The sequence below is a fragment of the Streptomyces sp. L500 genome, from assembly GCF_054551825.1.
This window is the reverse complement of the sequence record NZ_JBTOLC010000035.1, coordinates 1-14,517: the sequence shown is the minus strand read 5'-3', so window position 1 is coordinate 14,517 and position 14,517 is coordinate 1. Positions and strand designations below refer to the sequence as shown.

Sequence of the window (14,517 nt, the reverse complement as noted above, 5' to 3'; positions counted from 1 at the left end):
TCTACACCTCGCGGTGGGCCTTCGCCAGTTCCAGGTACATCGTGGCGTTGAGCCGGATGTGCTCGCGCTCCTCCTCGGTCAGCTCCCGGCGCACCTTCGCCGGAACGCCCGCGACCAGCGAGCCCGGCGGCACCCGCATGCCCTGGGGGACGAGCGCCTGCGCGGCGACCAGCGAGCCGGCGCCGATCACGGCGCCGTTGAGGACGGTCGCGCCCATGCCGATCAGGACGTCGTCCTCGACGGTGCAGCCGTGCAGCACGGCGTTGTGCCCGACCGTCACCCGCTCGCCGACGCGCACCGGGAAGCCGGGGTCGACGTGCACGGTGCAGTTGTCCTGGATGTTGCTGTCGGCGCCCAGTTCGATGGGACCGCAGTCGGCGCGGAGCACGGCGTGGTACCAGATACTCGACCCGGCCGCGAGGGTGACGTCGCCGAGCACGACGGAGGTCGGGGCCGTGAAGGCCTCCGGGTCGACCGCGGGTTCCCTGCCCGCCACCGCCTTGACCAGCGCCCGTTCCGTCATCGTCTGACCCCTCCCTCGCTTCGCCGGCGCCTTCCGCGCCCCGGTAACGGTAACCCCCGTGGCCCGTAAGCGATCAAGACCTGCCGGGGCGGGGCTCAGCCGGAGGGCCCGGGTACGCCGAAGGCCCCCGGTGGCGAACCGGGGGCCTTCGGTACGACGCTCTCGTCCTCGTCACTCCGCGGCGGCGACGGCCTCGGCCTCGGTGGGCCGGCCGGCGGTCGCCTCGTCCTTGCTCGCGGCCTTCTTGGCCTTGATCCGCATCACCACGAAGGAGCCCAGGCCGAAGAGGAGCGCGGCCACCAGGCCGAGCCAGGAGAACTTCCCGATCCACTCCTCGGCGACCTTGCCGACCGTGTAGATCAGCGCCACCGTGCCGCCGGCCCAGACGATGCCGCCGAGGACGTTCGCGATGAGGAACTTCCAGTACGGCATCTTCAGCACACCGGCCAGCGGACCGGCGAAGATCCGCAGCAGGGCGATGAAACGGCCGACGAAGACGGCCCACATGCCCCACTTCGTGAACGCCTTCTCGGCCGTGGCCACGTGGTGCGGGCCGAAGTGCTTGGGGAACTTGCGGCCCAGCCAGTCCAGCAGCGGCTTGCCGCCCTTGCGGCCGATCAGATAGCCGATGGAGTCACCGATGATCGCACCCGCCACGGCGCACCCGCCGAGCACGTACGGGTTGATGTGGTCCTGCGAGGCGGCGAGCAGCGTGGCACTGACGAGCACGATCTCACCGGGCAGCGGGATGCCCAGGCTCTCCAGCCCGATCACTCCGCCCACCAGGAGGTAGACGGCGATGGCCGGAACTGTCTCGAGCCACTCCTGGATGTGCAACGCCGGATCCTCCCCGGTTGACGACCCGCTCGCGCGCGGCCTGATGTGTACGACCTGCCTCCGGCGCGCCATGTCGCGCGTCCCGGAAGCCTACCTGGAGGTGAAGACTCGGATCCGGGTCCGCTGGTTGAGGCGGGACGGTCACATCTTCGCCACACTGTCTCCCCTCGCGGGTGCCGTCCGGCTCAGGCGGCCTCCCGGGCCGTGTCGGCGTCCAGGGCGGCGCTGAGCCAGGCGTGGGCGGAGCCGGCGGTGGGCTCGGGCGGGCCGGAGGGCGGGCTGATCAGCTCGGCGACGAGCCCCCAGTAGTGGTCGATCCGCGGATCCGCGGCGAGCTGGCCGCCGAGCAGCCGGCGGAAGGCCGGGCTGTCGGGCGTGCCACGGGCGTGGGCGTAGGCGGAGACGAAGCAGTCGAGCGCCTCGCCGGGCCGCGCCGGGCGCCCCGCCCGCAGCTCGGCCGAGGCCAGCGCGTACGCCTCGATCAGCCCGTCGTAGAGCACGGCCGGGCGGTAGCCCTCCTCGGGCCGGTGGACGGCGGGCCGGTTGTCCGTGCCGTCGCAGTCGCCGGAGACGAAGGCGTGCAGCCGGGCGAAGGCCAGCACCTGGGCCGGGGTCGGGTCCTCGGGGGGCTGGGGCACGGCCTGGTCGATGATCGCGGAGGTGAGCCGGGCCGGGAGCCTCGGGGGGATCCAGGCCCGCCAGAAGCGCACGAGCGAGGTCGTGCTGGGCGGGGCGGAGACGGAGCCGATCAGCAGCAGCCGGTCGGCGCGCTCCTCGGCCGGGCAGTCCCGGAGCAGGTGGAGGGCGGCCTCGCGCCAGCGCAGGGCGGCCATCCGCGAGCCGATCTCCCGCAGCCGCTCGGCGATGACGTCCTCCAGGGCGCCGTCCAGGGGGTTGTCGGCGGCGTCCTCCCGGCCGAGGACCCGGCCCACGTCCGGGACCGGCAGGTCCAGGGTGCGCAGCGAGCGGATCAGCCGGAGCCGGTCGAGGGCCTCGGGGCCGTACCGGCGGTGGCCGCCGGTGCTGCGCCCGGCCTCGGGCAGCAGGCCGCGGTCGGAGTAGAAGCGGACGGTCTTGACGGTGGTGCCCGCGCGTTCGGCGAGCTCTCCGATGCTCCATGTGTCGTCGGCGGACACGCCCTTGAACCTCCCCCAGCTGGAGCTCTTACCGTACCGGCGAGCGCGGGCGGCCTGATGATCGGCCGGCCTGTGGACGATCGTTGACGAGGAGACGCACATGACGGCATTCGTCCTGGTATCCGAGGCCTTCACCGGCGGCTGGATCTGGCAGGAGGTGGCCGCGGGGCTGCGGTCGGCGGGGGCGGAGGCGCACCCGGTGACGCTCACGGGGCTGGGCGACCGGGCCCTTCCGGCGGGACGGGGAATCGACCTGGAGACGCACATCGGGGACGTGGTGCGGGCGGTCGACGACGTGGACGCCCCGGAGGTGGTGCTGGTCGGGCACGGTTACGGCATCCATCCGGTGCTCGGCGCCGCCGGCCGCCGCGCGGGGCGCGTGGCCCGGATCGTCTATCTGGACTCCGGTCTGCCGCAGGACGGTGACGCGCCGCTCAAGGTGGTGCCGGACCCGGCCGTCCACGAGCTGCTGGCGGGGCGGGAGGGGGGCGACGGGCTGGTTCCCGCACCGGCGCTCGACGAGTGGAAGCGCTGGGGGAGCCTCGACGGCGTCCCGCAGGAGGCGCTGGAGCGGCTGAGCCGGCTCGCCGCGCCGCAGCCGGCGGGCACGTTCACCCAGCCGCTGCGGCTGGCGGAGGAGGTCCGAGGTCTGCCGACGACCGGTGTGCTGTGCAACGCCAACGGTTCGAGCATCGAGATGGTCGAGGCGTTCGTGCGGCTCGGCGACCCCAAACTGCGGGCGCTCGTCGATCCCCGGGTGAGCTTCTTCGAGCTGCCCACCGGGCACTGGCCGATGCTCTCGTGCCCCGCCGAGCTGGCCGGGGTGCTCACGCGGGCCGCCGCGGGCGAGGGGCACCGGCTGTCGGTGGACGAGCTGCCTCCGGAGGCGACGTTCCTGTTGGACGTGCCGGAGCGGCCCCGCGAGCGGGTGGGGCGGGTCGACCTCCACCTTCCGGACGCCGACGGGCCCCGTCCGGCGGTGGTGTTCGTCCACGGCGGCCCCTTCCCCGCCGGCCTGCGGCCGACGCCCCGGGACTCTGCCACCTTCACCGGGTACGGCCGGTACGCGGCGAGCCTGGGCGTGGTGGGCGTGACGGTGGATCACCGGCTGCACGACCTGGCCGATTTCGGGCGCGCGGCCGAGGACGTCGCGGCGGCGGTGGAGCTCGTCCGGGCCGATCCGCGCGTCGACGGGGAGCGCGTGGCGCTCTGGTTCTTCTCCGGCGGCGGGCTGCTGTCGGCGGACTGGCTGTCGGCTCCCCCGTCGTGGCTGCGCTGTGTGGCCGCGACGTACCCCGTCCTCGCGCCGATGCCGAACTGGCCGGGAACCGTGCCGGACCGCTTCCGCCCCGCCGAGGCGATACAGCGGGCGGGCCGACTGCCGTTCGTGCTCAGCCGGGTGGAGCTGGAGCGGCCGGAGATCGCGGCGACGGTCGTCGAGTTCCTGGCCGCCGCCGAGAAGTGCGCGGCCCCCGTCGAGATCGTCGATGTACCGCTCGCCCACCACGGGTTCGAGACGCTCGACCACACCGAGGAGACGCGGGGAGCGGTGGAGCGGGCGATGGGGGCGGTGCTGGGGCACTTGGGGGGCTGATCCGGAGGGGCGGGAAAAGGGAAGGGCCCCTCCGCCGCTGGGGGCGGCGGAGGGGCCTATGAGGGCGGGTGCGGTTACACCTGGGGGGCGGCGAGGCCCATGGCGATGAAGTGGAACGGCAGGCGGCCCCACGTCCCACTCGTGCTCGCCGTGTAGATCACGGCCGTGGTCGTGGAGACGCTCGCGACCGTGACGATCGCCGTCGCGCTGCCCTGTGCCGCGGTGGCCACGACAACGGGCGGAGAAGTGAAGGGGCGGGTGAACGTGATCGTGAAGGTCGAGGTCCCTCCCCAGACCGCGGTGAACCCGGAGCCCGAGATGATGTTCGCGTTGGCCCCGATGGTTCCGTACACCCGCCGCTCCACCGGCTGCGGCGCGCTCACGCGGAAGCTCAGCTTCGCCGAGGTGGCGCCGATGGTGAGGCCGTCCGTGACGGTACGGTCGCCGGGGGCGGCGGTGGGCGCCGCCAGAACGTTGACGGAGTAGAAGCCCTCCGGCTTGTTACCGATCCCCTCGGCCTTGAAGCGCACGAGACGCCCGTCGGGGTCACGGCTCTCGATCGGCAGCGGCCGGTTGACACCGGAGTCCAGGTTGATGAAGCGGATCTCGCCGGTCGGGGGGAAGACCAGGCCCTCGGGGAGCTTCACCTGGATGATCTCGCCGGGGCCGACGGGGTTGCCGTCGACGTACACCTCGATCGTGAACGAGGCGTTGGCCCCCGGCTGGAGGATCAGCGGAGTCGGGTTGCCCTGGGTGATGTGGAATGCCATGTCTCTTCCTCTGTTTCCTTCTTCTTGTTGTGTGGTCACCCGTTGGTGACGGGTGCCTCGTACGGGAGCCGGTCGCCCGGGGTGACCCGGTGGTAGGCCGCGAGTTGCGCGGCGGCGATCCGGTCCCAGTCCAGGTGGGCCACTGTCGGTGGCCCCTTCGCGCCCAGGGCCGCGCAGCGGGCGGGGTCGCGGGTGAGGGTGACGAGTGCGGTCGCGTAGGCGTGGAGGTCGCCGGGCGGGACGCGTACGCCCACGTCGTCGGTGACCAGGTCGCGCAGGCGGGGGATGTCGAAGGCGAGCACGGGGGCGCCGGTGGCCAGGGCTTCGGCGGCGACCATGCCGAAGGTCTCCTGGCGGCTGGGCACGCATACGAGACGGGCTGAGGCCAGGAGGTCGAAGCGGGCGGGTCCGTCGACGCGGCCGAGCCAGCGGACGCGGTCGGCGACGCCGAGTCCGTCGGCCAGAGCACGGGCGTCGGCGGCGTGGGGGCCGTCGCCGGCGATGTGGAGGTCGGCGGTGGTGCGGGGGGCGGCGAGGGCGTAGGCGCGCAGCAGCAGGTCCAGGCCCTTGGAGGTGGTCTCCAGGCGGCCGAGGTAGAGGACGTGGTCGCCGCGTTCGGTGCGGGGACGGGTGAACGCGGCCCGGTCGACGCCGTTGGGGATCACCTCCACCTGCGCGGCCGGGTTGCGGCGGCGCAGCTCGGCGCCGAGGTCGTCACTGACCGCGAGCAGCGTGCTGTGGGAGCCGAGCCCGCGTCGCTCGACGGCGTCGAAGGGCAGGTGGAACTCGCGCGCCTTGTCGGCCGCGAACAGCCACTGCACGAGCCCGACGACCGGTCTGCGGGTCAGGTGGGGGACGCAGACGGACGAGAACGGGGCGGCGAAGTCCTCCACCACGACATCCGGGTCATGACGATGCGTCAGCCATCCGAGCCGGGTGACGACGACGGTGAAGTAGGCGATCTGGGAGGCGAAGCGGCTGCGGGCGAGCGGCCCGGGGCGCGCGGGCAGCGGTACGTAGCGGACGCCGTCGCGGACGGTCTCGGTGGCGCCGGGCCACGGGGCGACGACGACGGTCACCTCGACGCCACGTGCGGCCAGTCGCCGGTTGACCTCGTGGGTGCGGACCGAGCCGCCGCCCGCGCCGGGCCGCCGGGGGTCCTCGAAGCCCAGGTGGAGCACGCGGTACGGGCCGGGGCGGCGGGGTCGTACGCGGATCGCGAGCGCCGCGCCGGCCAGGACGGCGAGCACCGCGAGGGCCCACGGCACGGGGTACGGCCGGAGGGCGAGCAGCGCGCAGCAGGCCACGGCGGCCGTGGCGAGCGGTGCGACGGCCCCCGTCGCCGGGCCGAGCCCGGGGACCCGGCGCCGTGCCCGTACGACCGTCACCAGTGCGACGGCGCAGGTCACGGTGGCCGAGCACCAGGCCAGGGTCAGTGGGTGGGCGGCGGTGAGCGCGTAGCCGGCGCCTCCGGCCAGGCAGCCGAGCCCCAGCGTCACGACGGCCGGCCGGGCCGGGCCCCAGGTCTGGAACACGACGCTCGCCACGGTGATCGTGGCGCCCGCGAACCCGGCCAGGGCCAGCGGCGGCAGCAGCGCGGCCGACGCGGTGTAGTGCTGAGGCAGCACAAGCCCCACGATCGTGTCGGGGAAGGTGGCGATCGTGACGGTGAGGGCGGCGCCGGTGATCCAGTGCAGCCGCAGCGCGGTACGGAAGTGGGCACCGCCCGCCGGGGACGGGCCGGTCGCGAGACGGGGGAAGACGACGGTGGCCAGGGCTGTCGACAGGAAGAGCGGTACCCGGGCGAGGACGAGCAGGGCCTGGTACGGCGCCAGGCCGGCCGATCCGCCCCGCACCGCCGTGGCGACCACCACGTCCAGCGTGAACAGCACACAGGCCAGGACCTGGATGCCGCCGATGGTGGCGGCGTGCCGCCATAACCCGTGGTGTTCGGGGGCCGGATCGGTCGGCCCGCGCCCTGTCAGATCCCCTCGTAGGGCCACGAGCCCGGCGGCGGCCGTGACGCCCGCACCGGCGGCGAAGGCGCCGACGGCCCCGGCGCTCCCCCATCCGGCCGCGACGGCCCCGACGGTGACGGCGATACGGACGGCCACCTCGGCGGCCCGCAGCGCGGCCAGCCCGGCGAACCGCTCCCGCCCCTGGAGGTACCCGGCCCCCACCGAGTTGAGCCAGAGCGTCACACATGCCGCCGCCAGTCCGGCGAGCGGGCCCGGTCCGGCGTACGAGGCGACGGCCCCGCACGCCGCGGCTGCTGTCAGGAAGGCCAGGCCGAGCGCCAGCCACAGACAGCTGCGCACCGACGCCCTTCGGCGTGCGCTGCCCGGGGCACTGTCCGCGATCTCACGGGCCAGCACCCAGGGAATCGTGGCACCGGCGAGGGTACCGACGCTCAGCAGCACTGAGGAGACGGCGGCGTAGACGGTGAAGTCGGGGGCGGGCAGGCGGTGGACGAGGAACAGGGAGAGTCCGTAGTTGCCCATGCCGACCAGCACGGCGGAGAGGGTGAGGTACGCGGCTCCGTGCGCACTCCCCTGCTCCGGGGCGACGGCAGGAGCGGCGGTCGTCGTCACCATCGTCATCCCGCCTTTCCGGAACCGGAGCCGGCGACCAGAGCCCGGACGTCGTACACGCGCAGCGCGCCGACGGTCCTGCCGCGTTCGCTGTGGACGAGCCGGGCTTCGCGCTCGAGCACTCGGGGCAGCGCGGAGCCGATCCGCGCGTAGCCCTGTTTCACGAGTTCGGTGGAGAGCACGAGGTAGTCGACGCGGTCGCGCCTGAGGTCGGCCGTGGTCCGCCAGTCGGCGAGCCGGGCGCCGGGCAGGACGAACGACGCGCCCTCGTCGGTGGCCGCGACGACGCTGCCCTCGGGCAGGTGGGCGCGGGACCAGGCCAGGGTCCGCCGGAGGGCGTCGTCGTGGCCGGTGTGGACGCGTGCCCAGACGACGGCGTTCACGGTCAGGGCGAGGGCGGCGAGCACGGCGACCGCCCTGGTGGCCGTGGACCGGTCCTGGAGGAGGATGTCGGCCGCGAGTGCGAGGGCGGCGGTGCTGGTGACGACCAGCGGGTAGAACATCTGCTCCTCAAGGGTGCCCACCGCCATCGCGTACAGCAGGTGCAGCAGGGTGCACGCGGCCCACGCCGTGATGAGGGTCCGCGCGGGGCGGCCCGTGAAGAGCCCGGGGCGCCGGGCGCGGCACCACAGCAGCCAGGCGGTCGCGGCGGTGCCGAGGGCGATCAGCGCGTAGGGGACGGCGAACCAGCCGAGCTGGACGAACAGCCGGTCGGTGAAGGTGACCGAGCCGTCGTCGCTGTTGAAGCCGCTGATCTGTTTGACGCCCAGGGCACGGGCGACGCCGTCGGTCTTTTGCGCCCACCACGGCGCCCAGTTGCCGGTGGCGGCGGTCGTCACGACGTAGACCGCGTATCCGGCGGCGGTGACGGCGGCCGCCGTCAGCCGGATCCGCCGCGCTTCGCCGCGCGCGGTGATCCCCAGGACGGTGACGGGTACGAACGTGCCCAGCGCGTAGGGCTCCTTGGTGGTCACCGCGAGGGCGAACAGCAGCCCGGCGCCCACGCCCGTGGCGACCCGGCCGCGCGGGGTCGCCGGGGTGCGGGCGAGCACCAGCATGCCGAGCGCGGCGGCGGCCGTGGCCTGCGACTCCAGCATGACGCGGCTGTCGAAACGGTTCAGGAACGGGTCCAGTGCCAGGAACAGCCCGGCGAGCAGAGCCAACGGTCCACGGACGGCGCGGCGCAGCAGGGCCGTGACCGCGACGACGGTCAGCGCACCGGTGGCAGCCACAACGGGCCGCAGGTCCAGCACCTGGTGGAGCAGGTCGCCGGAGGCCCTGCCGGTGAGGCGGATGAAGGCGGCCAGCAGGGCGAAGAGGGCGGGTGGGTGGAGTGCGAAGAACTGCCCGTCGAAGACGGGGCCTTGGCCGTCGGCGAGGTGGCGGCTGATGGCGGTGTAGTAGAGCTCGTCGACGTGCACGTCGTACGAGCGACCTATGCCGGCCAGCCGCAGGGCGAGTGAGAGGGCGAAGAGGGCACCGAGTACGGCGGCCCGTGTGGTGGCGCGGCGGTGGCCCGGTTCATGCCGCCGCGCCCGGGCAGGGGGGTGGGCCTGCCAGCCAAGGATGTCGTAGTGGCGAGCAAGGCGGATGGACACTCGGGTGTCCCCGGTGTCGATGCCGATGCGGGCCAGGACGGCTTCGGCGTCCCGTTCGTCGGCGCCGAGCAGCAGGATGCCGGGGCGGGGGCCGGTGAGGTCGATGAGGTCGGTGGTGCGGAGGGCGGCGAGGTCGGCGCGTTCGAGAAGCTCGGCCGGGGCACGGACGATGGTGCACGCGTCGGTGACGGTGCGCCGCTCGGCGGCCTTTCCCCGGCCGGTGCGGCGCAGCCGGCCGTCCTCGGCGGTGAGTGCGGCAAGTAGGTGGGCGGCGGTGGCCGTCCAGCTGAACCTGGTGGCCCACGCCCGGCACTCGGCCTCCCAGCGGGCGGCGTCCTGCGGCGACTCGACGGCGCGCAGGGCCTTGGCGAGGCCGGAGGCGAGGTCGTCGTCGGGGCCCAGGAGCCAGCCGGTGGCGTCGTGGCGGACGGTGTCGCGCAGCCCGGGGACGTCGTAGGCGAGGGCGGGCACCCCGGCGGCCGCGGCCTCCATCACCGACAGGCCCCATCCCTCGGCGAGGGAGGTGGTGGCGGTGATCCACGCGGAGTCGACGAGGACGTCGCGCTCCTCCTGCGGCTCACGGCCGTGGAGGACGACGCAGTGGCCGACGCCGAGTTCGGCCACGAGCGCGGTGAGGGCGTCGCGGGCCTCGCCGTCGCCGATGATGTGCAGTTCGGCGCCGGGCAGTTCGCGGCGGAGGGCGGGCATGGCGCCCACGAGCCGGTCGACGCGCTTCTGTGTGACGAGCCTGCCGACGCAGACGACGCGCGGCGTGGGCGTACGGTGGCGCGGCCGGGTGGGGGGCAGGGGCGTGTCGAGGCCGGCGGGCGCGAAGTGGACCGGTCCGCGCACCGCGAGCCGCCGACGGATCTCGGCACGGGTGGAGGGCGAGACGGCACACACCGCGCGCCGCCCGTACACCAGCCCGCTGCCCCGCCCCTCCAGCCAGCGACCGAAACCGGCGACGGGCCGGGGGAACCACAGGGCGAACTGGCCCTGGTGGACGTGGTGGATGAGCAGCACCACGGGGGTGCGGCGGTGCACGACGAGGGGGGTGAAGAAGGGGATGCCGTTCTGCGAGTCGATGACGGCGTCCACCGAGCGGCGGTGGCCCAGCAGCCACAGCAGGACGAACAGATAGACGGTGAACCGGCCGCCGCCACGAACCACTGTGCCGAAGCCGGTGTCCTCGCGACGGTCGGTGCCCTGGGGGCGGGAGGTCAGGTAGGTGACGCGGACGCCCGCGTCGTGGAGCTGCCGGGCGACTTCCTGGCAGTACAACTCGGCGCCGCCCGCTTGCGGGTGGCGGCCGTCACGCCAGTTGCACACGACGACGTGGCGGCCGCGCCAGTCCTGGGTGGCGGGGAGGGCGGCTCGTAAGTCCGTCGGGCTCATCCTGCCCCCTCGGTCGCGGGGGCGGCGGGGGCGTGGTGGACGACCCGGGGCGGGAGGCGGTGCATGGTCCGGTGCAGCCGCCACAGTTCACCGGCCACGCGGTACCCGTCGGCGAACGGACGGAAGCTGGAACCCTCCTGGTCGCTCCAGACGACCGGGAACTCGGCCAGGCTCAGCCCGAGGGCGCGGGCACGGGCGATCACTTCGAGGTCGAAGGCGAAGCCGGTGGTGGTGACGTCGGCGAAGATCCGCCGCGCGGCGCCGGCCTCGAAGAACTTGAACCCGCACTGGGTGTCCTTGACCGGCCCGGAGAACCGTCGTGTCGCCAGCCGGAACCCGGCCCCGCCGAGCCGCCGCAGGGCGGGCTGCCGGACGGGGACGCTCGCCCCGGTGCAGCGGCGGGAGCCGATGACGACCTGCCGGCCCTGCCGCAGCAGGGCGACCGCGTCGTCGATCGCGGTGGCGGGGGTGGCGAGGTCGGCGTCGCAGAAGCCGACCCAGCGTGCCTTGGTGGTGACCATTCCCCTGGCCACCGCGGCCCCTTTGCCACGGCGGGAGCAGCCGGTGACGGTGATGGGGATGCCGGAGGCGGCGAGCCGGTCCACGCACTCGGCCGTGCGGTCGCTGCTGCCGTTGTCGACGACGCGCAGCGAGGCGCTCACGGGCATGACCCTCAGATGGTCGGCGAGGGCGAGCACGGTGGGGGCCAGGCGCCGCTCCTCGTTGTAGGCCGGGATGACCAGTTCGAGATCGTGCGCGGCGCCGGCCGGCGTGGGGCCGGTCGCGGGTAACACGGGAAAGGGGACGCGGGCGTCGTCCTCACCCGGCGGGGTCGCTGCTGCATGGGGCGTACTCATGGCTTGGGGCGTCTCCTTGTGCGATGACGTGCGGGCGCGCGGGAGCCGATGGCCCGCCATCGCGGGGGCGGACTTACGGGCGGGGCCACCGGCTCCGTCGGGCGGTTACCGGGTGGTGGCGCTGAGCCGTACGTGGGCGAGCAGCATTCCGGAGCTGCCGTCGGGGTTGGCGTCGAGCTCCGGGTCGAAGCCGGACCGCCCGGGGTTGGCGAACCGCACGGTCACCGCGGTGACGCCCTGGGGCACCCGGAAGGGCAGCCGACGCTCGCGCCAGCCGGGGTCGTTGAGCTTCTTGTCGGGGTCGTGGGAGGCCGCGGCGCCCTTGCCGGTGTAGTACTGGACGTAGTCGTCCCAGGCCAGAGCGGTCTCGGCGCCCGGCTTTCCGTACCGCACCTCGGCCCTCAGGCAGGTGGGCCGGCGGCAGGGCTCCTCGGGGTTGGGCAGGACGTGGTAGCCGGTGTGGAACGCGAGCTCGTACGCGGCGCCGGGGGTGACATCGACGGTCTGCTCGATGAAGCCGCAGGTGTTGTCGCCGTTGATGTCGACGACGTTCTCACCCTTGTCGAAGGGGGGCTCGGCGGCGGCCGGGAACTGGCCGTCGGCGTCACCGTTGATCAGGTCGACGAGCCGGCCGGGCTCGCCCGTCTTCGAGGCCGCCCAGACGCCCCGTCCCGTGTACTGGCCGACGGTCCACGCGTCGAGCTTCCGGGCCTCCCGCCCGTAGAGGACTCCCTCCAGGGGGCGCCAGTCACCGCCGGGCCGGAAACGGACGTCGGTGAAGCCACCGTTCTTGATCAGGTTCCCGGGCACGGGCCGGGGCCGGGGCGGCCCGACCTGGATGCGCAGTGGCGCGGTGGCGGTCCCGATCCCCAGCCGGCCCCACAAGAGGTCCTCCAGGGCGTCGGGCAGCACCTGGATGTTGACGGAGTAGTAGCCGTCGGCCTCGTCGGACTGGTCCCCGAGACGGATGGAATGGTTGAACTGAAGCCGTCGGTTCGCCGCGTCGTAGGGCAAGCAGGCGAGTTCCTCCCGCGACTTCTTCGGCGGGTGGTAATAGACCTTCCCGTCCTTGGGGAACGCCGTCCCCACCGGGAACTCCACCCAGAGCATTTCCTTCTTGCCGCTGATCGGCGCACTATCGGGCGTCAGCCGGAGGTCTATCGCGAAGAACTCCTGCTGCTCCCTGGCGAGACGTGCCGGCACGGGTAACGCCTGAGCAATGACGAAGGGCATTCGATCCACCTCTCACTTGTCCGTTCGAGCCGGGGAAGACATTACCGGTGAGCCGATAAAGAAATGCAAAACGGAGCAGTCCGCTTCGGTAAACGCCGCGGTATCGAGCCAGCGGAGCGTCGTAGATCCCGTGTTGCTGATCTTGAGAATCACAGATCCGGTTACCGCCGCGGCCAGCAGGACGTCAAGGTGGCCTTGACCAGGCATAAACACCTGTAAACACCCTTGGGTGGAAGCGGCTCAAAAAGGACGCCAATAAAGTTGAATCCACACCGGAATCAGGGGCTGACCGAAACCCGACGGCGGGTTCCTCATCGATTTGGCAGATGCGCTGCGAGCCGTGCTACCAATGACCCGGCAAGCTGCCCGGCGCCGAATTCACCGGCGCGGCGGACGGCATCATTTCCGAGTCCCATCGGAGGAAAAGACATGGCACTTTCCTTCAAGTCCAAGGAATTCCAGCTCCGCCTCACCCCGAGCGGGCAGGACGCGACGGTGGAGTACGACTTCGAATTCCCCGGCGAAATCCGGCAGGACGACGACGGCTACGTTGTCGATGCAGCGATCAAGTCGTTCAAGTTCGACAACTACTACGGGAGCGTCCCGGAGGACTGGGAGATCGGTGGCGAGTCCATCGTCCTCGAGGTGAAGAACCGGGCCCGCCGCAAGGCCACGATCCTCGTGCGCGCCAACATACGTCCGCAGGAAGCGGTCAAGATGAATCCGGCCTTCCAGTTCATTGCGACCGTCAACGTGCTCGCCATGGCAGATCTCAAGGGTTCCACCTCCTGACCGGCGCTGACGGAGCCTGACAATCGAACGGTCACCGCCTGCCTACCCCTGAGGCGGTGACCGGGGTCGCGAACCGATGAAGGCCCCACCCGGGCGACCGGGTGGGGCCTTTGGACTGAACGCGGTTGCCAGCAGACTCAGCCACGCCAGGCCCGTGACAACGCCGATGAGCGCTGCCGGCAGAGCGGCACCGCCGCAGCGAACCCGATGGCTTCGCTGCGCCTGCCGTTCGGCTTCGGGCGAGTGAGTTCGCCCAGCGGCCCGCCGCACTCCCCGAGCCCGGGCAGCAGCCCGCGCCCGCAGCTCGCGGTCGCGGCGGCGCCGGGAACCGTCCGGTCAGGTGCGGGCGATCAGGGCGTACCGTTCGTCCGTCACCGGGCCGCCCCACAGGTCGGGGTCGTCGCTGAGGTCGTCGACGCGTACGTCGGTGGCGAGGGGGCGGACGGCGGCCGCGAGTTCCTCGGCGGCGATTCCCCCGGTGCCACGGGAGGGTTTCGGCTCCGGCCACGTACGGCACACCGCTCTGGCCGGCCTCGCGCCAGCGCCCTTCGACCAGGAGGAGGGTGCCGCCGGGGCGCAGCCGCGCGGTCCACTGGCGCAAGGCGGCGTGCGGGTCGGGCAGGGTCCACAGCAGGTGCCGGCAGACCACCGCGTCGAAGAGGTCGTCACCGGTGGGCGGGACCGCGGCGTCCCCGACGAGGAACCGGCCCTCAAGACCGGCGGCGGCGTCCCAGTAGGCGGTGATGGCGTCGGCGTCGGTCATGGCGTGCATCTTGTCAGCCGCCACTGACAACGCCCGAGACCTGCGAACCCATACCGGATCGACGGGTCACGATGTCCGGTACTCACCGTTGCCTCACCGGTTCCGGAGTGTCACGGTCGACTTGTGTCTTCACCGCGGTCAGCGCGGACCTTCGACGAGGACGAGGACGAGGACAAGGAGCAGTGGATGCAAGAGGTGCGTGAGCTCGAGATCGAGGTCGTGGGCGAGGAGGAACTCCCCGAGTACGCCCTCATGGTCGACATTCCGGACGACGACTGACCCTCGATCGATCGCCGGTGGCCGGGCCCCGCTTCGCCGGACCGGCCATTGGTGAGGGCACACCGCAGGGACGACGCTTCAGGAGGGTGCGTGCGGATCGAACCGGACGCCGGACCGGCCGCGCGTGACGAGGAGCGTTTGGGCGGCCT

The 14,517-nt window shown here is 72.8% G+C and carries 11 protein-coding genes and 1 pseudogene; 3 read left to right on the top strand and 9 right to left on the bottom strand.

Features of this window, described 5'->3' with window-relative positions; genetic code table 11:
- Position 1 precedes the first annotated feature (1 nt).
- The 3 genes from ACX9I7_RS25035 to ACX9I7_RS25025 all read right to left on the bottom strand — a co-directional run bounded on the left by ACX9I7_RS25035 (position 2) and on the right by ACX9I7_RS25025 (position 2,496).
- On the bottom strand, positions 2 to 523 hold the full coding sequence (locus ACX9I7_RS25035) for a gamma carbonic anhydrase family protein (RefSeq protein ID WP_387568033.1): 522 nt from the start codon (positions 521 to 523) through the stop codon (positions 2 to 4).
- 171 nt (positions 524 to 694) lie between these two features.
- Complete coding sequence (locus ACX9I7_RS25030) at positions 695 to 1,360, bottom strand: DedA family protein (protein ID WP_387568030.1); 666 nt, start codon at positions 1,358 to 1,360, stop codon at positions 695 to 697.
- Between the two features lie 185 nt (positions 1,361 to 1,545).
- The gene (locus tag ACX9I7_RS25025) at positions 1,546 to 2,496 is read right to left on the bottom strand and encodes a MerR family transcriptional regulator (protein WP_459388575.1); all 951 of its coding nucleotides are present in this window, start codon (positions 2,494 to 2,496) and stop codon (positions 1,546 to 1,548) included.
- 100 nt (positions 2,497 to 2,596) lie between these two features.
- Here ACX9I7_RS25025 and ACX9I7_RS25020 point away from each other — a divergent pair, with 100 nt between their 5' ends.
- Positions 2,597 to 4,090, top strand: a complete 1,494-nt coding sequence (locus tag ACX9I7_RS25020; RefSeq protein WP_459388574.1) for an alpha/beta hydrolase family protein — start codon at positions 2,597 to 2,599, stop codon at positions 4,088 to 4,090.
- Between the two features lie 74 nt (positions 4,091 to 4,164).
- Here the strand turns inward: ACX9I7_RS25020 and ACX9I7_RS25015 are convergent, their stop codons facing one another.
- From ACX9I7_RS25015 to ACX9I7_RS24995, 5 genes are all read right to left on the bottom strand, one after another.
- Complete coding sequence (locus ACX9I7_RS25015; protein WP_126917122.1) at positions 4,165 to 4,860, bottom strand: hypothetical protein; 696 nt, start codon at positions 4,858 to 4,860, stop codon at positions 4,165 to 4,167.
- A gap of 35 nt (positions 4,861 to 4,895) precedes the next feature.
- Positions 4,896 to 7,454, bottom strand: coding sequence for a glycosyltransferase (locus tag ACX9I7_RS25010; protein WP_459388573.1), 2,559 nt, complete (start codon positions 7,452 to 7,454; stop codon positions 4,896 to 4,898).
- A gap of 2 nt (positions 7,455 to 7,456) precedes the next feature.
- The gene (locus ACX9I7_RS25005) at positions 7,457 to 10,444 is read right to left on the bottom strand and encodes a glycosyltransferase (protein WP_459388572.1); all 2,988 of its coding nucleotides are present in this window, start codon (positions 10,442 to 10,444) and stop codon (positions 7,457 to 7,459) included.
- Positions 10,441 to 11,301: a glycosyltransferase gene (locus tag ACX9I7_RS25000; RefSeq protein WP_459388571.1), complete on the bottom strand. Its 861-nt coding sequence runs from the start codon at positions 11,299 to 11,301 to the stop codon at positions 10,441 to 10,443. Before ACX9I7_RS25000 ends, ACX9I7_RS25005 begins: the two co-directional genes overlap by 4 nt.
- 105 nt (positions 11,302 to 11,406) lie before the next feature.
- A complete protein-coding gene (locus tag ACX9I7_RS24995) occupies positions 11,407 to 12,504 on the bottom strand; it encodes a carbohydrate binding domain-containing protein (protein WP_459388570.1) in 1,098 nt (365 codons plus the stop codon).
- Positions 12,505 to 12,963: 459 nt separating this feature from the next.
- On the opposite strand from ACX9I7_RS24995, the gene ACX9I7_RS24990 reads away from it, so the two are divergent.
- Positions 12,964 to 13,326: a hypothetical protein gene (locus tag ACX9I7_RS24990; RefSeq protein ID WP_126917117.1), complete on the top strand. Its 363-nt coding sequence runs from the start codon at positions 12,964 to 12,966 to the stop codon at positions 13,324 to 13,326.
- A 336-nt stretch (positions 13,327 to 13,662) separates the two neighbouring features.
- Here ACX9I7_RS24990 and ACX9I7_RS24985 read toward each other — a convergent pair.
- Positions 13,663 to 14,053 (bottom strand): annotated as a pseudogene (locus tag ACX9I7_RS24985) (class I SAM-dependent methyltransferase); the annotation flags it as partial.
- A gap of 159 nt (positions 14,054 to 14,212) precedes the next feature.
- On the opposite strand from ACX9I7_RS24985, the gene ACX9I7_RS24980 reads away from it, so the two are divergent.
- On the top strand, positions 14,213 to 14,368 hold the full coding sequence (locus tag ACX9I7_RS24980) for a hypothetical protein (protein WP_459388569.1): 156 nt from the start codon (positions 14,213 to 14,215) through the stop codon (positions 14,366 to 14,368).
- Positions 14,369 to 14,517 lie beyond the last annotated feature (149 nt).

What these genes read in the sequence shown, in the direction of transcription:
- ACX9I7_RS25035 (WP_387568033.1), bottom strand. Translation starts at nt 523, where the DNA reads ATGACGGAACGGGCGCTGGTCAAGGCGGTGGCGGGCAGGGAACCCGCG.
- ACX9I7_RS25020 (WP_459388574.1), top strand. Translation starts at nt 2,597, where the DNA reads ATGACGGCATTCGTCCTGGTATCCGAGGCCTTCACCGGCGGCTGGATC.
- ACX9I7_RS25015 (WP_126917122.1), bottom strand. Translation starts at nt 4,860, where the DNA reads ATGGCATTCCACATCACCCAGGGCAACCCGACTCCGCTGATCCTCCAG.
- ACX9I7_RS25010 (WP_459388573.1), bottom strand. Translation starts at nt 7,454, where the DNA reads ATGGTGACGACGACCGCCGCTCCTGCCGTCGCCCCGGAGCAGGGGAGT.
- ACX9I7_RS25005 (WP_459388572.1), bottom strand. Translation starts at nt 10,444, where the DNA reads ATGAGCCCGACGGACTTACGAGCCGCCCTCCCCGCCACCCAGGACTGG.
- ACX9I7_RS25000 (WP_459388571.1), bottom strand. Translation starts at nt 11,301, where the DNA reads ATGAGTACGCCCCATGCAGCAGCGACCCCGCCGGGTGAGGACGACGCC.
- ACX9I7_RS24990 (WP_126917117.1), top strand. Translation starts at nt 12,964, where the DNA reads ATGGCACTTTCCTTCAAGTCCAAGGAATTCCAGCTCCGCCTCACCCCG.